Source organism: Aestuariibaculum suncheonense, from assembly GCF_014596935.1.
Lineage (GTDB): Bacteria > Bacteroidota > Bacteroidia > Flavobacteriales > Flavobacteriaceae > Aestuariibaculum > Aestuariibaculum suncheonense.
In genome coordinates this window covers 559,974-585,235 of the sequence record NZ_JACVXC010000002.1, presented here as the reverse complement: position 1 = coordinate 585,235, position 25,262 = coordinate 559,974, and the positions used below count along the sequence as shown (strand labels likewise).

The window sequence follows — 25,262 nt, the reverse complement described above, 5'->3', positions numbered from 1 at the left end:
TTTTTGTTTATGCTTTATGAATTTAGTATTCCAAAGTGTTTAGAATCTGGGCAAACATGGCTTTGGTTAATAATACTTTATTGGTAACTTCAATATTTTTTAATTCGGTTTCGATAAGCTTAGCTTCCCGGTAATTAATTAGAAATAAGGAACCTTCACCAAGTTCAAACTTTTTTTCTTCGGCAACCACCAATTGCTTGTAATCGTTAACTAAATTCTGAATAATAGTACTCTGCTTTTCATAAGATTCTATTTCCTGTTGCACAGCATTAATTTTATTAAGTAAGCTCACTTTAGTTGATGATAAATTAAAATCAACATCCTGTAATTTTAGTTTGGTCAGTTTCAAATCAGCCCGTTCTTTTCGCAAAAATAATGGCATGCTAATATTTAATCCGGCTTTGTAGTTTTGAGTATTTAACGAATTCAGATTTTCGTAATCGCTGGTTAAAAAATTGTATTGTAAATCAATTTTTGGCAACAGATTATTAGTGTTTAATCGTTTTTCAAAAACTAATTGTTGCCTTTTTAATGCTAAGGATTGTATTTTAGGATGATTTTCTAAAACATCATCTGATACTTCCAGAAGACTGCTGTTTAAAACTTTGTCTGCTAAAAAGGGTGAATTAACATCTGGTATTAAACTGTAATCGAGTTCTACAGGTGTATTGTTTTCTAACCATAAAAAGTTAGACAATTCCAATTGTGATTTAATGTATTTTATACGTGATTTTTCGACATCAAGTGCTCGGTTTTTATAATTGATACTAGCTTCTAAAGTGTCTACCGCAGGTTTATCTCCGGCTTCAAAACTGGTAATTACATTTTTTAAGCGTTCATCTGCATTGGTTTGATAATCGGCGTAGACTTTATACTCCTGGTAATATTTTAGCCAGTTAAAATAGGTTTCAACAGCATTATAAAGTACTTCGTTAACGGCAAGACTTTGTTTGTTTAAGCTAATATCTCTATATAGTTTAGCTTGTTTTAACGTAGCCATGCGTTCGTTGGCTAAAAAACCTTTCGCTAAAGACATAGAAACGCCTGCGCTATATAAACCGTCATCTGGGACTTTAGATTCAGGATTTAAGTAGTAGCCTTCGTTGTTTTCATAATTAGCTTTCAGTTCAATACCGTACCAGGTTGGTATTTTAAATGCAGCATTTAATTTATCGTAATATTCAGTACCGGTAAATTCTTTTTTATTGTAATCAACTTCTATTTTGGGGTCGAAAGCACCACGAGCTTTAAGCAGTTTTATTTCTCCTTCAGAGGATAGTAATTGTGCCTGTTTTACAATAGGATGGAACTGTTTTACATAACCCAAATACTCTTCTAATGTAAATACCTTATCATCAATTGTTTGTGCCTGAATGTTTGTGTTCACACAAAACAATAATGAAAGAAGAGGTAGTATTTTAAGTTTTATTATATAATTATCTTTTAAAATCATTATTTAAAATTAAATGATTGGGGTTATTTTTTATTTTCACTCTTTTTGGAACTATCTTCATCATCAGGAACATAGAAATTAGGAGGGAAGCTGTTGATTTGTCGCCATATTTCAAACCAAATTGGTACATCTTCTAAAAGAGTAATGGTTTGTGCACCAGAACCAACACGTAAAGCTTCTGGCCATGGACCGTAATTAGGATCTCTGGTAATTAGTACACGGTACATCCCATTTTTACCAGCGAAATTTTCTATAGCTACAATTTCTGCACCATAAGTTCCGTAAGACACATTAGGCCATCCGCTAAAGACGATGGCTGGCCAGCCTTCAAATTGCACTTGTACATGTTCGCCTTTATGGATTAGAGGTAAATCAATAGGGCGAACCCACATTTCAACCGCCAACTCATAGTTTGCAGGCATGATGCCTACTAAAGGTTCACCTTCTTTGAAGGTTTCTCCAATTCCAGATATGATTGCTTTGTTGATGTAACCGTCCTGGGGTGCGGTAATGTATAGTAAACTGTTACGTTTTTCGTAGTTTGCCAGACTGTTTTCAAGTTTCGATACCTGAGCTTCAGTGTCCAGTGCACTAGATTCTGCGGAATACAAATCACTTTGGGCTTTAGATAATTTATCGCCGTAAGTAGCGCTAATGGTTGAGATGTTTAGATTTGCATTGATGACTTCATTTTTAGAAGCCAACCATTTGTTTTCCTGAGAAACATATTTGGCGTTGGCCTCCTGAAGTTTGTTGCGATATTCCTCAACATCTTTGACTGCTTTTAAACCTTGTTCCTGTAATGAAATGGTTCGTTGTAACTGAGTTTCGGCAATATTGGCTTTAATTTTTGCAGCTTCCAGATCAATACTGTCTGATTCAACCTTTAATTTAGATTGAAGGTATTTGTTTCTGGCCTGTTCTAATTTTAGTTGTTGCTCTTGTTGTAAGGCAGCATATTGATTTTTTAAAGCCTGTACTTTGGAACGATATGCATCAACCGAAGCTGATTTAGCCTTAATTTGATCACCGGTACGTTCGGTTAACTGGTCGTCAAAATATTCACTTTTTACTTCTGAAATTTTAAGTATCGTATCGCCTTGCTTAACAAAATCGCCTTCTTGAACAAACCATTGATCAATACGCCCAGGGATAGGCGATTGTAAGGTTTGGGGACGTTGATTTGGTTTTAGCGTAGTAACCAAGCCTTTGCTTGTAACATTTTGAGTCCATGGTAAAAACAAGATAATAATTACCAAAATCAAACTAATAAGGAGCACACGTCTAAATAAATTGTGCTGATTGGTATGTTGTGTGGCTTTACCTGATTTATACTGATTTAAATCAAGGAATTCTGAGACTTTATTATGAGATATATTTAGCATGTTTTTTTACGAATTAATCATGTGACCGTCTTCTAAAGTAATGTGCTTGTTGCACTTGTGTTTCCAGTAATTTAGGTTACTAACAACGATAACGCTCCAAGGATTTGATTTGTCGCATATGTATTCAAAGATTTTTTCAGATTCTTCAATGTTGAATTGCTTTAACGGATCTTCTAAAATAAGTACTTTAGGCTGTTTTAAAATAGCTCTCGCTAATAATAGCTTGCCAGAAATAAAGTAAGGAATTTGCTTTCCTTCGGGCTTTAATAAGGTGTTTAATCCTTTTGGCTGTTGTTTTAAAAAATTGTTTAAACCTACTTTTTCAAAAACTTTAAAAATGTCTTCATCACTTATGCTTGAATTGCCAAAAGTGACGTTTTCACGGATGGTGCCTTCAAATGGCGATTCTTCAGAAAGAACCATTCCTAAATGCGAACGATATTTGTTAATATGTAAACTTTCAATAGAAAGATTGTCAATGTAAATATAACCATCGGTAGGTGCTACAACTCCCGCAATAAGCTGTAATAAACTAGATTTTCCGGAGCCACTTTCTCCCTGAATCAAAACACGATCGGAAGGTTCTATTTTAAATGAAATTTGTTCTAGAATAGGTTTGTTACGATTGGCTACACGATAGCCCGCATTTTTCAATTCAATAGCAAAAGGTTTTGCGCTGCTGATTTCTTCACCAAACTGATTTTCTACGGGTTTGTCTACAACCTGACCTAATTTTTCAATAGCCGTTAATACATCATAAATAGATTCTAAACTTAAAATAAGCTTTTCAACCGACGCTATAATTAGGATAATAATGATTTCTGCAGCAACAAACTGTCCGATATTCATTTGCTGTTCAAGAACCAAGTAACCTCCAACCAATAATAAGCTAGCAGTTACAATAACTTTAAAGCCAATCATTTGTTTAAACTGAAGCATTAAAATTTTAAAGTGACTTTCACGTCCGTTAACATAATCGTAAACTAAATCGTCTGTTTTATCAATGGCCAAACTGGTTTTTCCAGATAATTTAAAACTGATTACTGTACGGGCCACTTCTTCAAGCCAATGCGCCATTTTATATTTGTATTTCGATTCTTTAAGACTTGTGTCTAAACCTTTTTTCGCGGTAAATTTGAAAACTACAAAGATGAGTCCTAACAAAAGAAGTCCGAAAACGATAAAAAATGGATGATAAAATGATAATAGTATTAATGCGAATACAACCTGCAAAAATGCAGATGGAACATCAATAAGAATTTTAGAAAGCCCTTTCTGAATGCTTAAGGTATCAAAAAATCGATTGGCTAATTCCGGTAAGTAATAGTTACGCATTTCTTCCATTTTAATTTTAGGAAATCTAAATGCTAAATCGAATGATGCTCTGGTGAAAATACGCTGTTGTATACTTTCAATAATTCGTATTTGTATGAGTTTTAAAATTCCGGTAAAGGCTACACCAGAGGTTACTAAAACCACTAGGACAATCCAGGAAGTAGAAATTTGTCCGCCTTGTAGAAGGGTAATAATAGCTTGAATTCCTAAGGGTAAAGTCAGGGCTAAAATACCTTCGAAAATGGCGAAATAGGCAACTCTAAATATATCTTTCTTTTCGAGTTGAACAAGGCCTAGAAAACGTTTCCAAGGTGATAAAACGTCGTTATTCTTCATGCTTTAATGTGTTAAAGATTAAGTTGGTGTAAAATTGGGTTACTGATGTTTTTGAGTTACAGTTTGTAATACTCTTAATGTGTTGTTTAAAAAAATGCTGTTGTAAAGCACCTTCAATAGTAGAACTAGCTAAGCTTAAGGGATGCTTATAGGTTTTGTTGTACTCTAAAATAAGTTCAGAAAAACGCATGACAACACGTTTAAAAGGCTTGAAAAAGCCTTCTTCGTTTTCGGTGTCGACATCACAGGTCAGGTAAGCCTTGGCGTTTTCACTGATAATAATTTTGTTTAAAACGACTTCATTAATATGTTCAAAATTACTGTCTTCTTCAGTAGTACGCGTAAGTACTTCTATCCCTTTTTTTAGTTTATCCTCGGTGTCTTTTAAAGCAAAGGTCTCTAATACTAACTGGTATTCTATCCAAACCCAGTACCAAGATGTTAGATACATAAGTAAATGATGCTTACTTTCAAAATATCTGTAAATCGAACTTTCATTGGAGTTTATTGCTAGGCCTAACTTTTTAAAAGTAAAAAGTTCAAATCCCAGTTCGTCTATTAATAAGATACTATGTTTAATGATGCGCTTGCCTAACTCTGAGGTCTCAGGGTCTTTAATAAAAATACCTTTGGGTACTTCTATTTTAAAGGATTGAATCAAATTAATCATATTACTAAATGTGTATCTCACAAATTTAATAGTAATACTTTTAAAATTGTGTTTTTATATATTAAAAATTTGTGAATATTTTTTAATTATTGATAATTAAATCCGGAAAAAATAATAGGTTTTAAAATTAAGAATAAATTGATAGAGAATAAGGTATAGTTGATGAATTTGTATGGATTGAGAGAGAAGGAATACTCTTTCTTAAAATTATCATAAAATAAAAAAAGATATAAGGGTATTTATTTTTCCAAACGTTATTAATTAAAATCATACTGCTTAAAGTTTTTTATGAGAGAGGAAAACAGATGCAGTAGATTTTTTGCTTCTCACTAACTTTATATTTCATAACGATATATATTTGAATTAGTCACTCAAAATAAGTGAAGAAGTTAAAAAGGGCTACCTTGGTTGTAGCCCTTTTTTCACTAAACTTAAATACATTAGATATGAAAATTTACACTCTTGCACTAACACTTTTAATCGCACTCAAAGGGTTTTCTCAAGATTTTAACCAAGAGTTTAATACATTAAATACTTATAAAGCCTGTTTGTTAAAAGGTGATAAAACCCTAATAGAGGATTTTATTTCTAATGATTTCAGATTAGGGGTTTATCAGGCTCCAATGGCAACTAATTTTTTTAGAAATTTTATTGATAATGTAGGAAAGCCAAATACAATCTATTGGGATGCAATTGTAGAAGATAATGGACAGCGGAGATGTACAGTTCATTATGTGTATGGTGATAAAGAAGAGGTTTCTAATGTTGTATTTTCTGCAGACGGAAAATTGTTGTATTCAGATTATTTAGATACAAAAGGCTTTAATTTGAATCGTTACGAGGAATCTAAAAAAATTGCAACATTTCCTTTTGTATACGATCGGGGTTCTATCATTTTAAAGGCTAAATTAAATGATTCTGATAAGGTGTTGAATATGTTGTTTGATACCGGAGCAGATGGACTAGCTTTAAAAGCTGACTTACAGGAAGCTATGAATGTTAAAATAACAGAAGAGCGTAAAGTGTTTGTCCCAGGAGGAGAAATGACGGTAAACTTTTCAGCAGGAAATACTCTAAGCTTAGGTGATTTTACGCTAAAGAACCAGAATATGGTCATGTTTCCAAAAATAAAACAGGGAATAGATGGTATTATTGGAGGTTCTAATTTCTTTAGAAATTATATTACCGAAGTAAATTTCGAACGTCACGAGATTGTTTTGTATTCGTTTGGAGAAAATGATTTTTTCGATGATTACAATGCCACAACATTCAGATATTCAGAAGGGGTTCCAACAATTCCCATTTCAATTAATTCAGAAGGGAATACTTTTGAATCAGAGTTTATCTTAGATGCAGGAGCAGGTTATCAAGCTATTATGTTTGGCTCTGGAACAAAACTCCAAGATGAAGATTTAATAATTAAAAGTATGACACCTTTGTATAATTCATTTAATACAAGTGTTGGTCACCAAACACCTGTTCAAATTGGTCTTGTAGATAGTATCAGTTTTGCAGGTTTAACTTTTAAAGATGCCACTTTTGCACTAGAGTCTTATGAAGAAGGCAGACATAAAGGGCATAATGTTTTAGGGTCTATTGGTATTCAGTTTTTACGTCGATTTAATTGGGTAATCGATTTGAATACTTATAAGTTTTACACAAGAATGAATACCAAAACCATGTTGCCTTTAGATTTTGTTATCGATAATTATTTAATAGGTTTCGTTAATAATGTTTTAGTTGTAAAGCGTAATTTATCTACAGAACAGGGAACTGATGCCAGTGAAAGCGATCCGTTGAAATTATGGGATAGAATCATTAGTATTGAAGGAACATCAGCAAAGGAATTAAACGATACCTTGATTTCTAAGTTACAACAAAAAGAAACGTTGAAATTTCAAGTCTCAAGAAGAGGACAGTCTCTTGAAGTGGTGTTGTAGTTAATAGTCTTAGCACAAGATATATAGCGGCTTGGTGTTTTATCAAGCCGTTTTTGTTTTCCGAAAATATCTACCTTTTTTTATAAAATAGTCACCCATAAAATCTTAAAAAAATACTGTATTTTGCAGTGATTGATAAAGCAAGATAATGTACGATGCGATAGTTATAGGAACGGGGATTTCCGGAGGATGGGCAGCTAAAGAATTATGCGAGCAAGGTATGAAAACTTTGGTGTTGGAACGCGGAAGAGATGTAAAGCACGTTGAAGATTACCCTACCTGGAATAAAGATCCTTGGGATTTTGAACATCGAGGACTTAATACATCTGAAGAATTAAAGAAACAACACAAACAGGCTCGAACAGGGTTTGTAACGCATCCATCAATAAAACACTGGTTTGTTGATGATTTGCAGAATCCTTATCAAGAGGATAAGCGTTTCGACTGGATTCGCGGCTATCATGTAGGCGGACGTTCGTTAACCTGGGGACGCCAGTGTTTACGTTTAAGCGATTTAGATTTTGAAGCTAATAAAAAGGAAAACATTGCCGTAGACTGGCCTATTCGTTACAAAGATATTGCACCCTGGTACGATAAAGTAGAACGCTTTATAGGCGTTTTTGGTGAACCTTTAGGATTGGAACACTTGCCCGATGGCGAGTTTTTACCGCCTATGGATTTAAATTGTGTTGAGTCTGAATTTAGAAATAAAATACAGCAGCAGTATCCCGACAGACATCTAACCATAGGGCGTTTTGCTAACTTAACAGGTGATAAATATTTTGAAGGTCGTGGAACATGCCAGTACAGAAATCGTTGTATGCGGGGCTGTCCGTACGGTGCTTATTTTAGTAGTAATGCCTCGACATTACCAGCCGCCGATAAAACTGGAAATATGACTTTGCGTCCGTTTTCAATTGTTTCTAAAATTATTTATAACGAAAAAGAAGGGAAGGCAATCGGAGTTGAAGTGATTGATGCCAATACTAAGGAAACGTTGGTTTTCGAAGCTAAAGTTATTTTTTGCTGTGCCTCAACGGTGGCATCAACAGCCATTTTACTCAATTCAAAATCGGCTCGTTTTCCTAATGGCTTGGGAAATGATAGCGGTGAATTAGGCCATAATTTAATGGATCATCATTTTAGAGTGGGCGCAACGGCTACCGTTGATGGTTTTGATGATAAATTCTATAAAGGCCGTCGTCCGGCGAGTTTCCATATTCCACGATTCAGAAATTTGAATTCAGAACATAAAGAGAACACCTTTTTAAGAGGTTACGGTTTTCAAGGCAGCGCCAGTCGAGAAAACTGGCAACGTGCCATTCCTGAATTAAGCTTCGGCACAAAACTTAAAGAGGAGTTGTTTAAACCAGGACCATGGAAAATTGGAATGTCTGGCTTTGGGGAATGTTTGCCATATCACGACAATAAAATGACGTTGAATTATGAAAAGTTAGACCAATGGGGACAGCCAACCGTTCAGTTTGATTGTGAATTTAAAGAAAACGAGAAGGAAATGCGTAAAGACATGCAGGCGCAGGCCGTAGCTATGTTTGAAAAAGCAGGTTTTAAAAACGTAGAAGGTTACGATATCGAATGTCATCCTGGGCATGCGATTCACGAAATGGGAACCGCTAGAATGGGGCACGACCCTAAAACATCGATATTGAATAAACACAATCAAATTCATACGGTGCCAAATGTTTATGTTACTGATGGCGCTTGCATGACCTCGTCGGCCTATCAAAATCCGTCGCTAACCTATATGGCTTTAACGGATCGAGCGGTACATCATGCTGTAAAACAAATAAAAGGAATTCAGGATGCATAGACGTGAATTACTTAAAACCATGCCTGTTTTGCTAGGTGGTGTTGTGGCTTCATCTACGTTGTTTACTGTGCTGGTATCTTGTAGAGAAGAAGTCAAATCAGAGCAAAGTCTTTTGTCATTTTTTAATGACGAAGAGCGTGCTGTTTTGAGTCATTTGGTGGGTCTTATTTTACCTGCTTCAGATACCGTTGGTGCTATGGATGTGAATGTGCCTATTTTTATCAATCGTGTTTTAGAGCATGTATTGAATAGAACAGAACAAATGCAGTTTATTAAAGGGCAGGATTATTTCATTGGTAAATTTAAAAGCATTTTTAAAAAGGAAGTTTCTCAAGGTAATCAATCTGAATTTTTAGAAATACTCACCGCTTATTTTGATGTTTCCGAAGATAAACAGCAACAAATTTTTAAAATCATGGAACAATCTGAAAATGACGTTGAGAATGAGGAACTGTATTATATATATAAATATTTAACTTTCATAAGGCATTATACATTATATGGCTATTATACTTCAGAAATTGTGGGTAAAGAAATTTTAAATTACGACCCATTTCCGGGAGCCTATGAGCCTTGCGTACCTGTAACTGCCGTTGGTAATTCGTCTTCTATTTAAAATTTTAAATGTCTATTTTTGTCCCTATGGACAATTTTACAAATGAATATTTCGGAATAGGGATTCAGAATGGGAAAACACCTGAAAACTTAGGGGTGTTATGGAGATCGGCGCAAAATTTAGGCGCCAGTTTTATTTTTACGATAGGCAATCGTTATGCGAAACAGGCATGTGACACGCATAACGCGGTTAAAGCCATGCCTTATTTTCATTATGAAACGTTTGATGATTTTTTTAATAATCTGCCCAAAGGCGCACGATTAGTTGGTGTTGAACTTACTGATGAAGCTGTACCGTTAGAATCTTTTCATCATCCCAGACGTTGCGTATATTTATTAGGGGCTGAAGATCATGGATTGTCTAAACAAGCCATTGAAAAATCGCATTTTTTAGTAAAATTTAAATCGGAATTGAGTCTAAATGTTTCTGTCGCCGGAAGTATTGTAATGTATGATAGAGGGATTGGCAAACCGAGATCTTAAAATTATATTTAAACAAAAAAAAGGTGCTATTTGCACCTTTTTTTGTTCTTTCAATCTCAATATTATGATTAATTTACAAATTTAAAGTGTCGTCCATAACTAATCCAACCATTATCAAGATTACCGTCACATTTTTCAATTAATTCAGAAGTTAAAGCTTTAACTTTTTCCGGGTATTCATTTGAAACATCATTTTCTTCTTTATAATCATCGGGTATATAATATAATTGAAAGATGTTTTTAGGCGCAAAATATCTCAGTTTCCAACCGTCATGGGTTATTAGAGCAGGACCCATGAAGGAGCCGAAAGCAATTGAAGTATGTTGTTCCTCTGATTTTTGTTTTTTATTCAATAATGTATTGTAATATGAAGTACCATCTTTATTTTCTTGTATGTTAACCCCAAGCATATCAGCCATAGTAGTCATAAAATCATAATTAGCTACGAGTTTATCAGATGTTTGCCCAGGCTTTATTTTGTTAGGCCAGTAAATAAATAAAGGTACTTTTACACCACCATTCCAGTTACTGCGTTTAAGGCCTGCCTGACCATTGTTGCCATCAAAAATATCACCCCCAATTTCACTATAAAATTTATCTGTTATGTTGTTAAAAGGCTGCCCAGTTTGCATATTTCTATAAGGTTTGGCTGTACGATCTTTATAATTATAGTACAATTCATGGCCATTATCTGAAGAAAAAATAATCATGGTGTTATCAGCAATACCTAATGCATCAAGTTCATTTATAATAATCCCTAAATCATCGTCTAAGCGTTTTACCATAGAGGCATAAGCTTTTTCAATTTGAGTTAAATCATCGTTAAAGGCAATTTCAGGATGAATAGCAGGTATGGCAACAGGACCATGAGGTAACTGAGTAGGGTGGTATAAGAAGAAAGGGTTCTCTTTGTTAGTTCTAATGAACTCTAACATCTTATTAAGGAATAAATCTTGAGAGTAAACCGTTTTACCATTCATATCCCAACGGGCCTGTTCTTGTTGTTCATCAGATCCTGACTCACCGGTTTTAGCAGCATCAGGATGAGTATTTCCAGGTATAGAAATGCGATTACCATTCTCATGTAAAAACATGGGGTAGAAACCATGACACTGTGTATGATCGTAATAACCATAATGATAATCCCAGCCATGATTATTCATTTGCTTAGCGGTTGTTAAAAATCCGTAATCTAATTTACCTATTTCTCCTGTAACATACCCTGCGGCTTTAAAGACTTGTGGTAAATAAGTAATGTCAGGTTCTATTCCTATGACAGCATCTATTCTGTTTTGAACAATTTTATCTTTTGATGCGTCTATAGCAGCTTCCTTATAACCTTTTCCGCTGGTTAAAACATATTTATTTTCACGACAATCGTTGTAACCAGTAATGAAGGTAGCCCTTGAAGGGGCACAAAATGTGCTAGAATAAGAATTATTAAATACGATACCCTGTTCTGCAATTTTATCTATATTAGGGGTAGTAAAGTATTTTTGCCCGTAGTAAGATAGCATACCTGGTCCCAAATCGTCAGCCATGATATAAATGACATTGGGCTTATTCTTTTTTTTTGATGACTTGCTTTGAGCAGAGGAAAATGGAATACTAAAAACTAAAGTGATTATAAAAATCACTGCAGATTTAAGGACGTTATTTATCATATAATTAATGAATATCTAATTGATTAAAATGAATTTGTAAAAAAAAGCAACAGTTAATAAAAACTGTTGCTTTTACAATATTACATATTTATTCCCAAAGTGGATTTTGATTCAGATTGGGATTAAGGGTTCTTTGTTTTAAAGGGATTGGATATAGATAGTAGTGTTCTTTCCATCCTAAGCCTAAATGTAAGACATCATCAATACGGTAACAGCGCCCAGCATCTTCGCCTGTTTCAATCCATTTAAGTGATGTCGGGTTGCCTTCACGGGGAATACGAACACCTAATGGTTGTTGATTTATGTAGAAATCAGCTTTTTTCCAACGTCTAATATCATCGAAACCAAATCCTTCACCCATAAGTTCTACCATACGCTCTCTGCGAATTTCCCAAAGAATAGCAGGTACTGTTTGATCTCGGTTTGGATCAAAAGAGTCAGAGATATCAGATACAGTCATATTTGCTATTCCAGCACGAGGGCGTAATTTGTTAATAGTCACGTCTGCTACACTTTGGTTGAACTTCCCTAATTCGAACATTATTTCTGCATAGTTTAATAAAACTTCTTCGATGTGAAAAATAGGAGAATCTGTGGTTGAAAATCTAGCGCCCCCTGTTACATTAGTTGACACATTATAGAACATGTTCATGTAGTAACCACAAAAATTAGACATCGGTGCTAATGAATTAGCAGATCCTTTAATATGTGGCATTCTATCAATTGTAAAAGGCTGCCAAGTTAGAAGAGGAAAAGGACGATCTCCAGTAGTATCAAGATTATTCATTAAATCTATGTATTCGCGATCTTGAGGATTATCTGTGTATTCCCAATCTACATTATTACCATTAATTCTATTCACTTTATAAGGAGGGAACACACGATATAATAGTCTAAGATCTCGATTTCTAAATTCGTCATAGATTGTGGCATCACCGTCATACACATTACTTGTAGCTATAGGTTTTCCATCAGCGCATAAATAACGTTCTAATGTACGGGCATGCATTTCTACCACTTGACCTCCTCCTCGTTCATGTCTAGAAAAAGGTTGCATAATAACATTTGTAGCATACTCTTTGTATAATATAGTTCCTGGGTAAGTACTTAAATCTTCAGTAGACCAACGATGTTGAAAATTATCACCTAAAGTAGGGTAGTTGTCTATGAGTAGTTTAGAAACTCTTTCTGCTGCTTGTAAATAAGTGTTTTCATCTTGAAGTCCGTGGTATTTGCGCCATGTACCTTCACGTAGACCAAATCTTGATAATAAGGCACGTACACAATCTTGGTTTATAGTGTTGTTACCATCTCCATCAATTTTAATGTGCTCTTCGGCGTATTTAAGATCTCTTAAAATATTTGAGGCGACTAAATCTCTGCTGTCACGAGGTCCCCAAATAATATCGGTTTGGTCTTCTGTTATTACATTTTCTACCCAAGGTACATCTCCGAATCTGCTTAATAGCTCCATGTAATGATAGGATCTGAAAAATAATCCGACTGATCGCCAGTGCTCTTTTTCTCCTTCAGTCATTGAAGAATTATCAATATTATCAAGCATAACATTTACTGTTCTTATATATGAGTAGTCCCATCCTCCAGGTGCATTTTCAACCGTTACAGTTTGCCATGCCCATCGATTTCTGCCATTTGGACGGTACAGATAATTGGCTTCTACATCTCCAACATAGGTGTCGCCAGCATTGTTTATTCGTTGTAAATGGTTGTCAGATGAAAAAATACTATACAAAGACCATGCATAAGTTTTAAAGTTGTCATATGATCTAAAAGCTGTTTGTTCTGTATATTTGTCTTGTGGAAGTTCGTTGAGAAAATCATTATCACAACTTACTGTTACAGTAATAACAAGAAGACAAAATATAGTGTTAATTAACCTGGTCAATTTTTTAGTTGCTATATATTTATTCTGAATTTTCATTTTTTCTTGTTTAAAATTTAACATTTAATCCAACAGATGAAGTCGTATAGTTTGGATAAGACCAAGATGTTGATTCTGGATCAACACCCTGAACCAAGTTTGAAATTGTGAATAAGTTTTCACCACTATAAAAAATGTTTAATTCACTTAAACCTAATTTTTCAATAATGTTTTTAGGGAGCTTGTAGCTTAATGTTATGTTTTTAACACGAAGGTAAGAGGCGTCTTGAAGAAATTTGGTTTGAACTCTTTGATTAACACCGTGAGCTTCTTGTGCATTTGCATAAATACGACCGTAATAAGCATCCGTATTGTCGGGAGTCCAATAATCTAATTGATGACTTAATAGTGTTGAAAAGTATCCTGAGTGAGGGAACATAACGTCTCCTCCAACCCAAAGGTCTCTTTTGGCTACTCCTTGTAACATAAATGAGAAATTAAAGTTTTTATAGTTTAAATAACCATTAAATCCAAAATTATAACGCGGTGTACTATTACCTATAATTTTTCTGTCTCCAGAGTTATCCAATGTGTTTTCTCCAGCATCAATAACGTTGGTAGACGTTTCAGAATCTCTTAAGTTTTTATATTTAATGTCTCCTTCATGAGATATAACACCGTTAATACTTACAACACCATCTTTAAGGGTGCCATCCGTATTAAAATCTTCAGCAGTATAGAATCCATCAGTTTCGTAACCCCATATTTCACCAATTTCCATTCCAATGTAATAGTTTTGTAACCCACCACTAGCTCCTATATCAAGAGCATTATTGTCGTTTTTATATTTGGTTATAATAGATTTAGAGTCGCTCAATACGAATCCTAATCCATAAGATAAATCATTAGAGGTTCTATCTTTCCAGTTTAAGGCCAATTCCCAACCGGTTGTTTTTAAGTCAGCAGCATTTTGTAGCGGTGCAGGAGAGCCAGCCACGGCAGGTAAGTCAAGTCCAGGAGCTAGCATGCCTAGAGTTTGACGTTTAAAAATTTCAAACGAACCAGTAAATCGATTTTTAAAGGCTCCAAAGTCTATACCTCCATTTAAAGTCTCTACATTTTCCCATGTATAGTTAGCTCGTACTAGGCTAGGTGTTGATAGGCTTGTTGGTTGTTGGGTATTGTGTATCCAGTTGGCTTCTATGGGATTCATAGTTGCCAAAAAGCCATAATTACCTATGTTTTGGTTTCCTAAAGAACCAAAAGAACCTCTGATTTTGAAAAATGTAAGGGTGTTTTTTATAGGGCTAAAGAAGGGTTCATTAGAAATAACCCATCCAGAAGAAACTGAAGGGAAAAAACCAGAGCGATAGCCATCAGGGAATTTCGAACTTGCATCGTTACGCCCATTGAAACTCACTAAATATTTTTCCTTGTAATTGTAGCTTAATCTTCCAAAAACACCTCGAAGTGTATAACGGTCATAAGCATCATTTGTTTCAGGAGGTGTAGCTCCTGTTGTTCCTCCTAAAGAGGGCAGTTCATTACTAATTTGTAGAAATGAACGGGACCAATGCTCTTCAAAATCACGTTCTTCTTGGTTGAATCCGACAACAGCTTCAAAGTTATGAACCTCATTAAAGGATTTGTTGTAATTAGCAAAAAGGTTAAAGGTTTTATAAGTTCTTAATTCATTTCTTAAGTAAAAGGCAGTATTCTGATCTGAAGGGTTTAAAGCGTCTTGAAGCCCTTGTTGCAGTAGGAAATAATTGTTGTATCTTCTGTTTTTTAAATTGTTCTGCTGGTATGAATAATCAAACGTTAATTTTAAATCTGTTATTGGGGTAATTTCTGTGTGAGAAAATAAGCGAATGTTGCTGTTTTTCCACGTTTGTTTGTTACCTAGTTTAATCGCATTTTCAGGCGTTTGAACTGGGTAATCTTCTCCTTGGTAGGGCAGGGTGCCTTCTGGATGATAAGATGGATAGTTGGTGCCAAATAGTCCAAAAGTACCTGTGTTTGGATAACCGCGATCATCAATAGCGTATTTGATATCGATTGATGAGGTTAGCCAAGGAGTAATATCTGAACTAATATATGATGATACATTTGTTCTTTTATAAGAATCTTTATTTGTTATTAATACTCCATCTTCATTTAGTTGCCCAAACGACATTCTGTAACTACTATTTTCTGATCCACCAACAATTGAAAGATCGTGCATACTTTTGAAACCTCCAAAGCTTTCAAACATATCTTCTACAACATTGGTTTCTTTTAAGAAATATTTTGTGCCATCAACTTCAGTCCATCCTTTGGGGTATTGTGAAGGGGTCGCATTATATTCATTTAGTAAGTCTAACCACAAATCTATGTTTTGTCCAGACCAATAGCCATCATATCCCATATCTTTTAAAGCACTAACTGTTTGAATTGGTGATGCCGCTTTTAAGATATTGATAGGTTTTGATACTGAAAAGTTATTATTATAGCGTATTGAAGGTTTTTGATCCGCTTTCCCTTTTTTAGTGGTAATTAAAACCACTCCGAAAGAGGCTCGAGCTCCATAAATAGCAGCAGCAGAAGCATCTTTAAGTACAGTAATGCTTTCAACATCATTTAAGTTTAGTAAACTTAAATTTTCCATAACAGTATTGTCGACTAAAATTAATGGACTACCTCCGTTAATGGAAGTGGTACCTCTAATATTAAAAGTGTTACCACCTCCAGGCACATTTGATGAAGATGATGTAAATCCGGTCATGGTACCTTGTAGAGCAGAGCCTAAACTGGTAACGGGTCTGGACCCTAAAACATCATCCATTTTAATCTGACTCACTGCCCCAGTAAGATCTTTTTTCTTTTGTGTGCCAAAACCTACAACAATAACTTCATCTAAAGCTGATGCTTCTTCTTCTAAAATTATGTTTAGAGCATTAGTGGAATCAACAATAAGTTCTTGCGATTTAAATCCAATATAAGAAATAATTAAAGTTGTTGTTTTGTTTGCGACATTAATAGAGAAATTACCATCAAAATCGGTTTGAACTCCATTAGTCGTCCCTTTTTCAATAATATTAGCGCCCATTAAAGGCATCCCACTTTTGTCGATTACCGTTCCTTTAATTTCATGTTTCTGAACGTCTTTTTTAAGAGCAGTCTTACTAATTGCAATGGTGTTTTTAGCAACTAGATTTAAATTGAAATTTTTATTGCTAATAATTTCTTCAAGTAGCTTATTTGCCTCAATTTTTCCTTTTTTTAGATGAATTTTAGCAGTGTCTTTAAACAAGTCTCTTTCGTATAGAAACGAAAAGTCTGTTTGTTTGCGTATGAGATCGAAAACTTCGTCTATAGAAAGAATTACATCTTGATCAATTACTATTTTGGTGTTTTGTGAAAAAGTGTTAGTTGAAGTAAAACTAAAAACCGTTGTGCAAAACATGAGTATTAATGTCTTCATCATAATTAGTAATAACTTTTTCCTAAAAAAGGAAAAAGAGTTGGTAAGTTTTAATTTCATAAATTTGTGTTTTTGATTAGTTAAACATTTAATTAATTGAATAATGCAAAGGGAATAGAAGAGGTGTACTGTGGCGGTATGTTCTTTATTCCCTTCTTTTTTATTTTATGATTATTATATTATCATTTATTTCATAGGCATTTATTAAGTTGGTTTTGTTAATGACTTCCAATATTTCTTCAAGACTTTGGTTTTTCTTCAAGACTCCATTAAACATTAATTTTTCGGAATCTATATCTTCGAAATTGAATTCGATGTTATACCAGCGAGATAATACAGTCATAATTTCCTTTAACGATTTACTCTTGAAGCTGAACAAACCATCTTTCCATGAAATTTCAGAGTAAACATCCACTTTTTTTACAATTAGGTCGCCAGTTTCTTTGTTTAATACCGATTGCTGATTTGGAGATAATTGTTTGTGTTCCTTTTCAGTATTTAAAGCAACTTTACCATGGACTAAAGTTGTTTGAATTTGGTTTTCATCTTGGTAAGCTTTTATATTAAACGCTGTACCTAAAACTTGGATTTCTTGAAGTTTTGTTTTCACACTAAATAGACTACCTTGGTGTTTGGAACTTGGAGATACTTCAAAATAGGCTTCTCCATATATTAATTCTACATCTCGAGGTTGACCCTCAATAAAGGTTATAGGGTATTTTAACTTGGTTTCAGAATTTAACCAGACTTTAGTTCCGTCAGATAATTGTAATGCATACTGTCCTCCTCGGGGAATTGTTAGATAGTTAAATTCTAGACTGTTATTTTCTGGATTGTTATTATAAACAATTCCATCACTATTGTTTTTTGAGTTTTGACTTTCGTATTTTGATTTTTCATTTAATATAATGTCAGAACCGTTTTCTAGAGTAAGGATGGCCTTTGCTTCTCCTGGAGTAACTGTATTTGTAATTTTATGAGCAGGTTGTTCAATAGGCGTATTGGTGTTAGTGGTAACATTAAAAAATAACGTTGTGGTTAACAAAACACCAACTAAAATAGCAGCAATGGCGTATTTATAATAAAGTTTTCGAGTTCCTTTTTTGTTATGTTTTTCAATTGTGCTTTTAACTTTTTTTAGTGCTTCGCTGTCATCAATTTTATTAAACGCTAAGCTTAGATTGTAGTTTGCTTGGATGAATTTTTTAAACTTCTTTTTATTCTCTGGATTTTTCAACCAAAGACTTAACTCATTATATTCCTCATCGGTTAAGTTGTCATTCAAATATTTTAATATATATTGTTTCATTATGGGTGTCTAAAACTATTATTTTACGGTTTGAAATGTCAATTGTGTCAAATCAATTTATTCTATAACAACACCAAATTTTAAAAACCCTTAAAAAGAATTATAAAAATTTAATAATTTCTTTTTTTAGATAACTTTGTAAGCACTATTTTTTCAGTATAAATTATTTGATGGAGGACGAACGTTTAATAGACAAAATTCGAAAAGGTAATAGTCAGGCATTTGATTTGTTATTTAAAAAGTATTATCAGTCGTTAGTACATTATATTCATTCTTTTTCTCAGGATATATATCTGGCTGAAGATGTCGTTCAGCAAATGTTTGTAAATCTTTGGATTAATAGAGAAGATTTAAAAATAAAGAAATCGGTAAAAGGGTACTTATATTTAGTGTCTTACAGTTCATTTTTAAATTATGATAAGAAAGTAAAGCGTCGACAAGGTTTATTGGAAGAATTTAAAAAGGAAGTTATTAGTGATTATGCAACAGAAGATTCTGAGGTATTGAATCAAAGGATTAATCGATTAAAACAATTAATAGAAACGTTACCACCTAATTGTCAGGAAATTTTAAAATTGAATAAATTTGGAGGGCTTAAGTACGATGAGATAGCTAAGAGAATGAATATTTCCAAGAAAACAGTCGAAAGTCAGATGCGTATTGCTTTTAAAAAAATACGAAATGAGTTTGATAATGATAAGTTGATTTTAGTTTTTATGCGTTCATTTTTTAAAGTGACTAAAAATTAATATTTAAAGTTTACTCGCTACTAAAATAATTTTGTTTTCATTGCAGTCTGTTGTAAAGAACAGGTAGCAGTTTCCTCCGTCTTTAATTTTGAATTTTTTACGAAGTTGTTCCACGGTTTCCGGGAAGTTTCGTGTGGTGATGTTTGCTTTAGTGATACCTAGTTTTTTAAGCTCTTTTTTATTGTAGTTTACAAAAGCATCTATTTTAAACAGTCTTCCAGGGAAATTAACAATGGCCTCACTTGTATATAAATGAGAGTGTTTATGAAGTTTATAAACGTTTATTTTATTGCTAATAGAATGGAAGCCTCCTGCTTTTAAAATGGCACTGTTAGGTTCGTATAGGTAGGTGAGCGGTTGGCTGTAATTGGAATCTAAAGTTTTCTCTTTTTCAAGTGAAAAATTGAAAATTTCTTTCCCCTCTTTTTTAAGATTGATGGTTTCTATAGTAATAGTTCCCGAAAAATCCTGTTCTAAAATCCAAAGAAGTTCTTTTACCTCGCCGTTTAAAGCAACAACGTGAATCGTTTTTACATGTTTTAACTCGTCAATGCCAATAGAGAAATCGAGTAGAGGCGATGTTTTAATTAAGATGTTTTTTGATCGTTTAAATAGAAGTTTTAAATGTTCAGGGACATTTGGCAGACAATCATTTAAAAAAAACACTTTGCCTTTACTGTCGTTGCGACGCGACGGATCGATGTAAATCCAGTCGTAGGTTTTGGTTGTGTTTTTTAAAAAATTCATGCCATCTATAGCGTGAGTTCTTATGGTTTTAACACCGAGTTGTTGGTAGTTATGCCGGACAATTTCAGATAGTGATTGGTTTATTTCGCAATGGTCTACTGTTTTAAAGCGTTTTGAGAAATAATAGGAATCTACTCCAAAACCTCCGGTTAAGTCTACGATAGATTCGCCCGATATTAACCCTGATTTGTATTCGGCAGTGACTTCCGAAGAGGTTTGTTCAATGTTTAATTTGTTGGAATAATATATGTTCTCAGTATTAAACCACGTGGGTAATTTCTTTTCACAACGTATTTTAGCTTCAATTTGTTCAATAAGATCTTTCGTGTTTATTGAATGAAAAGGGGAGCCTTTCAGAATTAATGAAGTGATATCAGAATTTAAATTTTGATTAATAAACTCTTGTACTCCAGTATTTAAAATATTAGTATTCAAAAGGGGTTATAAATCTTTAGTCAGTTTTTTTACTATGCTGTTTTCCGATAGAAATTCTTTTAATACCACTTTAATTGCAGTATATGTCGGAACGGCCAAAATTAAACCAATAACGCCAAATAAAATACCAGTAATTAAAATAACTAAGAAAATTTCCAGAGGATGAGATTTAACACTTTTTGAGAATATAAACGGCTGACTGAAAAAGTTATCGACTAACTGCCCAATTGAGAACACGATAAATACCCAGAAGGTTTTTGGTAGAATAATATCACTAAAACTCTCTCCTAAATGGCTCGTCATGGTTAGCGTGAGCATTAAAACTACACTAATAATCGGTCCAACATAAGGAATGAGGTTTATTAAAGCACATAAAAAGGCGATAACAATTGGGTTTTCTATTCCGATAATAAGCAAGCCTGTGGTATAGATTACAAAAAGAATGGATATTTGCAGAATGAGCCCAACAAAGTACCTTGATAATAAATCTTTAATTTTTGTTGAAGAGTTTTTCCACTGCAACTCTTTATTATCTGGGATAAAGGTAAGAATGCCATTTTCGAATAAGTGACTGTCTTTTAAAAAGAAGAATGAGATAAAAAGCACTGAAAATAAACCGACACTAAAACTTCCTAAACCACTTACCACCGAGTTTAAAAACGAAGGAATTATTGATAGGTCTAATTTTGATAATAGTTTGGTATCTTCGAGTGATTGCCGCACATCAATTTTCCTTAAGTCAAAATAGTTAATAATTTCGGTATATAAATCATCAATGTTTGTTTGTAATTGATTGATGTTTAATAGCGATAATTTGTGACCTTGCTCAATAATTAAAGGCACAAACATTGTAACTAAACCAATAACAGAGCCAAGTAAGAAAATGATGGTTACAACCACAGCTAAGGTACTTGAGAATTTCAATCGGTTGGTTAAAAACATCACAACTGGTCTCCCAATAAGCGAAATAACAGAGGCAATAACCAAATAGCTAATTACCGATTGAATTTTGTACAAAAAAAAGAGCAATAAAGCCACTCCTAAAAGAATGGCAATTGCTCTTAAAATACCGTTAGCGATGATTTTTGAATTCATTTAGTAAATATAATAAATAGGATTACAAAATGTGCTTAAGTAACTCATATAAAGTTGTTTCTTACGATTACTAAATTTCAAAGATATAAGTTTCTCCTTTTTTAAGTTGAATGTTTGCTTCAGTATCCTGATAAATTAATTTGAATTGATGGTCGAATTGAGACGTAATAGTCACTTTGTCTAACTGATTGTTGCTCCAAGTGATATCGATGGTTAAACCACCACGACCTTTTAATCCCTTAACAGAACCACTTTTCCATGCTTTTGGTAAAGCAGGTAAAATACGAATAACATTTTCTTCATGCGATTGTAAAAGCATTTCAGTTACGCCAGCTGTATAACCAAAATTACCATCAATCTGGAAAGGGGGATGTAAGTCAAATAAGTTTGTTCCAATTGACTTCTGAAATAGCAGTTGAATATGTTCGTGAGCCATTTCAGCCTCCTGAAGTCTTGCACTACAATTAATTAACCACGCGCGACTCCAACCTGTTCCAGCACCGCCGTTTGCTAAACGGTAATCTAAGGTCTTTTTAACGGCATTAAATAATTCTGGATGACCTTCTTTTGTTACACTATTTCCTGGATGGAAACCATATAAATGAGACATATGCCTGTGACCCGGTTCAGGTTCGTCATAAGGTCTGTCCCATTCTAGAATTCTTCCCTCTTCGCCAAGAACAAATCCTGGACGAAGTCTACTTTTTTGTTGTTTTATTTTTTCAACAAAGTCATTATTAATGTTTAAAATATCACAAGTTCTTAAATAATTTTCAAAGACTTCCTGTATTACTTGCTGATCCATAGCACTTCCTAAACAGGTTGCGACTTTGTTGCCTTTCTCGTTAATAAAGCGGTTTTCAGGAGAAGTAGAAGGCGCCGAAATTAAGGTGCCGTCACGAGGGTCTTCAATAATCCAGTCACTGTAAAATTTGGTGATTTCAGTAAGCGCAGGGTATACGCGTTTTTCTAAGAAGGTTTTGTCTTTTGTAAACTCGTAATGTTGCCAATAGTGTTGCATTAACCAACCACCGGCACCCATGGAGCAACCCCAAAAGGCTGTTGGTGCACGAAGCCAGGTTGGTCCCCATAAATCGGTGGCATGTGGGATAAAAGAACCACTACAACCAAAGTTTTTGCTGGCGGTGGTTTTTCCGTTTTCAACCAACATATCTACATAATCGAACAGTGGGTTATTGAGTTCACCTAACCCAGTCATGTCGGCCAGCCAGTAATTCATTTGCAGGTTAATATTGGCATGATAATCGGCGTTCCAAGGCGCTTTAATATGTTGATTCCATAAGCCTTGTAGATTAGCCGGATTGGTGCCTTCTCGGGAAGAGGAAATTAATAAATATCTACCGTAATTAAATAACAGCGTTTCCAGTCCGGTATCAACATTTCCATTTTTAATGGCATCTATTCTTTGGTTAGTAGGAATGTGGCTTAAGTCGTCATGATTAATTTGAAGGTTAACTCTGGAGTACAAACCTTGATAATCTTTAATATGAGGCACTTTAAGTTGCTCAAATGTTTTATTGCCAATGGTTTTTAAATCTTTCTGGTTTTGCTTTTTATAATCTTCGAAGTAATACGAGGTATTATTTACGATGTAAATGGTTGCTCTTTTTACATTTTTTAACTCTAAGTAATCTTTAGCATTTAAAACAGATCCGCCTTCATTATTTATTTTTAACGCCGTTTCAAATTTAACCCCGTGAGTTATAGGAGAAGGTTTAGAATTGAATTTGCCTTCGCGTTGTGTAACTTCACCTTGCATTAGAAGTAGTCCTTTTTCGGTGGCAAAAGACTTTGCCGTTTCAAAGCCTGCATCCAAAGGTCTGCTTAGTTTTAGTTTAGCATTGATACCATCAGGATTTTCAGTTGTTAATTCAATAACAATCGCTTTATGCGGATGAGAGACTAGTATGTTTTCAGTAAATAAATAACCATTAGATTTAAAAGAAACCTGAGAAGTCGCATTTTCAATATTTAATTCACGACGATAATCAGAGATGTTATCATGTTTAAAATCGATAAATAAATCACCTAGTGTTTGATGTGATCTAACAATAGTTTTATTTGAAAATTTATCTACAAACAAACTATCAGCAGCTTCGTTATTCCCCTGAAATAATAATTGTCTGATGTGCTCAAGGTCTTCTTTATTACCTTCGGGTTCCACCCAATCCGGATCATTACCCGGCCACATGGAGTCGTCATTTAGCTGGATGTGTTCGTTAGAAGGATTTCCGAATACCATAACGCCAATTTTACCATTGCCTAACGGAAGTGCTTCATTCCAATTATTAGCAGGTTTGTTATACCAAAGTATGTGTTCTTGGCCGAAGCATAATGAACCTAATAAAAGAGTTATAAAATGGAGTTTTAGTTTAAATTTAAAAAGGTAATTCATTTTTAGTCTGATATATTATTGTTGTTTGTTTACAAAGAAGCTAAAATAAATAAAAAAAAGAGGGGTGTATTTTCTTCTTAGAAGTGTACTTTTTTATAAAAGCTGCTTGGTTATCTCGTATATAGCGATATTAGTAGCTTGAACCACGTTCATACTACTGTTGTGTCCGAACATATCAATATGAATGACTGCATCGGCAATTTCTAAAATGGCATCTGAAACCCCAAAGTTTTCATCACCAACCACTAAAGCAATAGGTTGGTCTTTTGGAAATTGAAAGTTGTGAATTGGTTGGCTCGAATTCGTAATTTCAAGAGCAATTATGTAATGGTCTTTTTTTAAGCTTTTAATAACAGAAATAGCGGACTCACAAATCTCGTATGGCACAACTTTTTCAGTTGCTCTGGATGTTTTTGCTGTTTTTCTTCCCAGCGTTATACCATCGCCACAAAGTATAAGTTTTTCTACACCAAAAGCATCACACATTCTGAATAAACTACCAATATTAGGCGCATTGGTCACATGGTCACCAACTACTGTAATAGGGAATTTGCGCTTGCTGAAATTGGACGTATAATGAGTGAGTTGCATTAGCTATGGTTAAATGTTATTGGTTTAAAAGTTTGTTGGTACTTATGCGGTGTTTATGTAATTTGATTATTAATGAATAAAGAATGGAAAAAATGACGATAAGAATAAAAATTTTAAGAATGATGTAAAAAATACTCTTCCATATGTTTCCTTCCTTTGGATTAAAAAAAATATCCATTAGTATTTCAATTAATCCTCGCATTTGTATAATTAGAATTTCTAATGTTCAAAAGCATATTTAACAATATTAGCACCCATTTTTAGAGCTTTTTCTCTAACATTTTCAGGGTCGTTATGAATTTCAGGATCTTCCCAGCCATCACCTAAATCGCTTTCAAAAGTAAACAGAAGGATCAAGCGGTCTTCATGAAATAACCCAAAGGCTTGAGGGCGCTTGCCATCGTGCTCATGAATTTTAGGTAAACCATCAGGAAAAGGAAAGGCTACATTGAAAATCTCGTGGTTGGCAGGCAATTCTACTAAATCCTTATCGGGGAATACTTTTTTAAGTTCTTTCGTGATATAAGGTTGCATACCGTAATTGTCATCGATGTGTAAAAAACCTCCAGAGATTAAATAATTACGGAGGTTTTCAACGTCATTATCACTAAAAAAGACATTACCATGCCCTGTCATGTGGACTAAAGGAAACTGAAATAAATCCGGACTATCAACATCAACAGTTTGTGGTTTCGGATTCATTTGCGTGTTAATATTTTGATTACAAAACGCAATTAAATTTGGTAAAGATGTTGGGTTACCATACCAGTCGCCACCTCCTTTATATTTTAAAAATGCGAGTTCTTGTCCAAATGATACCAAAGAAAGCAGTAATACAAATATAGGTAGTAGTCGTTTCATAA

The 25,262-nt window shown here is 34.0% G+C and carries 18 protein-coding genes; 5 read left to right on the top strand and 13 right to left on the bottom strand.

Features of this window, described 5'->3' with window-relative positions; translation table 11 throughout:
* Positions 1-22 precede the first annotated feature (22 nt).
* From ICJ84_RS08090 to ICJ84_RS08075, 4 genes are read right to left on the bottom strand one after another with little or no spacing between them, the layout of a single operon-like run.
* Complete coding sequence (locus ICJ84_RS08090; RefSeq protein WP_188215864.1) at positions 23-1,453, bottom strand: TolC family protein; 1,431 nt, start codon at positions 1,451-1,453, stop codon at positions 23-25.
* 23 nt (positions 1,454-1,476) lie between these two features.
* Positions 1,477-2,838, bottom strand: coding sequence for an HlyD family secretion protein (locus ICJ84_RS08085; RefSeq protein WP_188215863.1), 1,362 nt, complete (start codon positions 2,836-2,838; stop codon positions 1,477-1,479).
* A 6-nt stretch (positions 2,839-2,844) separates the two neighbouring features.
* On the bottom strand, positions 2,845-4,509 hold the full coding sequence (locus ICJ84_RS08080) for a peptidase domain-containing ABC transporter (RefSeq protein WP_188215862.1): 1,665 nt from the start codon (positions 4,507-4,509) through the stop codon (positions 2,845-2,847).
* Entirely contained in the window at positions 4,499-5,179 is a 681-nt protein-coding gene (locus ICJ84_RS08075; RefSeq protein WP_188215861.1) for a TetR/AcrR family transcriptional regulator, read from the bottom strand. Before ICJ84_RS08075 ends, ICJ84_RS08080 begins: the two co-directional genes overlap by 11 nt.
* Positions 5,180-5,625: 446 nt before the next feature.
* Between ICJ84_RS08075 and ICJ84_RS08070 the strand changes: the two genes are divergently transcribed.
* The 4 genes from ICJ84_RS08070 (at position 5,626) to ICJ84_RS08055 (ending at position 10,048) form a co-directional block, all read left to right on the top strand.
* Positions 5,626-7,119, top strand: coding sequence for a retropepsin-like aspartic protease (locus ICJ84_RS08070; protein WP_188215860.1), 1,494 nt, complete (start codon positions 5,626-5,628; stop codon positions 7,117-7,119).
* Positions 7,120-7,267: 148 nt separating this feature from the next.
* The gene (locus ICJ84_RS08065) at positions 7,268-8,950 is read left to right on the top strand and encodes a GMC oxidoreductase (protein ID WP_188215859.1); all 1,683 of its coding nucleotides are present in this window, start codon (positions 7,268-7,270) and stop codon (positions 8,948-8,950) included.
* Positions 8,943-9,566: a gluconate 2-dehydrogenase subunit 3 family protein gene (locus ICJ84_RS08060; RefSeq protein ID WP_188215858.1), complete on the top strand. Its 624-nt coding sequence runs from the start codon at positions 8,943-8,945 to the stop codon at positions 9,564-9,566. The genes ICJ84_RS08065 and ICJ84_RS08060 overlap by 8 nt, the downstream gene beginning before the upstream one ends.
* An 8-nt stretch (positions 9,567-9,574) precedes the next feature.
* A complete protein-coding gene (locus ICJ84_RS08055; protein ID WP_241748723.1) occupies positions 9,575-10,048 on the top strand; it encodes an RNA methyltransferase in 474 nt (157 codons plus the stop codon).
* Between the two features lie 68 nt (positions 10,049-10,116).
* On the opposite strand, the gene ICJ84_RS08050 is transcribed toward ICJ84_RS08055, so the two are convergent.
* The 4 genes from ICJ84_RS08050 to ICJ84_RS08035 form a co-directional block, all read right to left on the bottom strand.
* Positions 10,117-11,712 (bottom strand): arylsulfatase, encoded by a 1,596-nt coding sequence (locus ICJ84_RS08050; RefSeq protein WP_188215857.1) that lies wholly within the window; start codon positions 11,710-11,712, stop codon positions 10,117-10,119.
* 88 nt (positions 11,713-11,800) lie between these two features.
* Positions 11,801-13,654, bottom strand: coding sequence for a RagB/SusD family nutrient uptake outer membrane protein (locus tag ICJ84_RS08045; protein ID WP_188215856.1), 1,854 nt, complete (start codon positions 13,652-13,654; stop codon positions 11,801-11,803).
* 10 nt (positions 13,655-13,664) lie between these two features.
* Positions 13,665-17,060, bottom strand: a complete 3,396-nt coding sequence (locus ICJ84_RS08040; RefSeq protein WP_206688688.1) for a SusC/RagA family TonB-linked outer membrane protein — start codon at positions 17,058-17,060, stop codon at positions 13,665-13,667.
* Between the two features lie 157 nt (positions 17,061-17,217).
* Complete coding sequence (locus tag ICJ84_RS08035; RefSeq protein WP_188215855.1) at positions 17,218-18,366, bottom strand: FecR family protein; 1,149 nt, start codon at positions 18,364-18,366, stop codon at positions 17,218-17,220.
* 170 nt (positions 18,367-18,536) lie between these two features.
* On the opposite strand from ICJ84_RS08035, the gene ICJ84_RS08030 reads away from it, so the two are divergent.
* Positions 18,537-19,115 carry an RNA polymerase sigma factor gene (locus ICJ84_RS08030; protein ID WP_188215854.1) on the top strand — a complete coding sequence of 193 codons (579 nt, stop codon included), beginning with the start codon at positions 18,537-18,539 and terminating at the stop codon, positions 19,113-19,115.
* A gap of 3 nt (positions 19,116-19,118) precedes the next feature.
* Here ICJ84_RS08030 and ICJ84_RS08025 read toward each other — a convergent pair whose 3' ends face one another.
* From ICJ84_RS08025 to ICJ84_RS08005, 5 genes are all read right to left on the bottom strand, one after another.
* Positions 19,119-20,297: a THUMP-like domain-containing protein gene (locus ICJ84_RS08025; RefSeq protein WP_188215853.1), complete on the bottom strand. Its 1,179-nt coding sequence runs from the start codon at positions 20,295-20,297 to the stop codon at positions 19,119-19,121.
* 6 nt (positions 20,298-20,303) lie between these two features.
* Positions 20,304-21,392 (bottom strand): AI-2E family transporter, encoded by a 1,089-nt coding sequence (locus tag ICJ84_RS08020; RefSeq protein WP_188215852.1) that lies wholly within the window; start codon positions 21,390-21,392, stop codon positions 20,304-20,306.
* 70 nt (positions 21,393-21,462) lie between these two features.
* Entirely contained in the window at positions 21,463-23,808 is a 2,346-nt protein-coding gene (locus tag ICJ84_RS08015; protein WP_188215851.1) for a glycoside hydrolase family 95 protein, read from the bottom strand.
* A 93-nt stretch (positions 23,809-23,901) separates the two neighbouring features.
* Complete coding sequence (locus ICJ84_RS08010; protein ID WP_188215850.1) at positions 23,902-24,399, bottom strand: TrmH family RNA methyltransferase; 498 nt, start codon at positions 24,397-24,399, stop codon at positions 23,902-23,904.
* Between the two features lie 219 nt (positions 24,400-24,618).
* Positions 24,619-25,260 carry a DUF4159 domain-containing protein gene (locus ICJ84_RS08005; protein ID WP_188215849.1) on the bottom strand — a complete coding sequence of 214 codons (642 nt, stop codon included), beginning with the start codon at positions 25,258-25,260 and terminating at the stop codon, positions 24,619-24,621.
* Positions 25,261-25,262 lie beyond the last annotated feature (2 nt).

Coding starts and splice junctions, on each gene's coding strand:
- ICJ84_RS08070 (WP_188215860.1), top strand. CDS start 5,626: ATGAAAATTTACACTCTTGCACTAACACTTTTAATCGCACTCAAAGGG.
- ICJ84_RS08055 (WP_241748723.1), top strand. CDS start 9,575: ATGTCTATTTTTGTCCCTATGGACAATTTTACAAATGAATATTTCGGA.
- ICJ84_RS08030 (WP_188215854.1), top strand. CDS start 18,537: ATGGAGGACGAACGTTTAATAGACAAAATTCGAAAAGGTAATAGTCAG.
- ICJ84_RS08045 (WP_188215856.1), bottom strand. CDS start 13,654: ATGAAAATTCAGAATAAATATATAGCAACTAAAAAATTGACCAGGTTA.
- ICJ84_RS08015 (WP_188215851.1), bottom strand. CDS start 23,808: ATGAATTACCTTTTTAAATTTAAACTAAAACTCCATTTTATAACTCTT.
- ICJ84_RS08065 (WP_188215859.1), top strand. CDS start 7,268: ATGTACGATGCGATAGTTATAGGAACGGGGATTTCCGGAGGATGGGCA.
- ICJ84_RS08090 (WP_188215864.1), bottom strand. CDS start 1,453: ATGATTTTAAAAGATAATTATATAATAAAACTTAAAATACTACCTCTT.
- ICJ84_RS08060 (WP_188215858.1), top strand. CDS start 8,943: ATGCATAGACGTGAATTACTTAAAACCATGCCTGTTTTGCTAGGTGGT.
- ICJ84_RS08005 (WP_188215849.1), bottom strand. CDS start 25,260: ATGAAACGACTACTACCTATATTTGTATTACTGCTTTCTTTGGTATCA.
- ICJ84_RS08075 (WP_188215861.1), bottom strand. CDS start 5,179: ATGATTAATTTGATTCAATCCTTTAAAATAGAAGTACCCAAAGGTATT.
- ICJ84_RS08050 (WP_188215857.1), bottom strand. CDS start 11,712: ATGATAAATAACGTCCTTAAATCTGCAGTGATTTTTATAATCACTTTA.
- ICJ84_RS08010 (WP_188215850.1), bottom strand. CDS start 24,399: ATGCAACTCACTCATTATACGTCCAATTTCAGCAAGCGCAAATTCCCT.
- ICJ84_RS08035 (WP_188215855.1), bottom strand. CDS start 18,366: ATGAAACAATATATATTAAAATATTTGAATGACAACTTAACCGATGAG.
- ICJ84_RS08085 (WP_188215863.1), bottom strand. CDS start 2,838: ATGCTAAATATATCTCATAATAAAGTCTCAGAATTCCTTGATTTAAAT.
- ICJ84_RS08020 (WP_188215852.1), bottom strand. CDS start 21,392: ATGAATTCAAAAATCATCGCTAACGGTATTTTAAGAGCAATTGCCATT.
- ICJ84_RS08080 (WP_188215862.1), bottom strand. CDS start 4,509: ATGAAGAATAACGACGTTTTATCACCTTGGAAACGTTTTCTAGGCCTT.
- ICJ84_RS08040 (WP_206688688.1), bottom strand. CDS start 17,060: ATGATGAAGACATTAATACTCATGTTTTGCACAACGGTTTTTAGTTTT.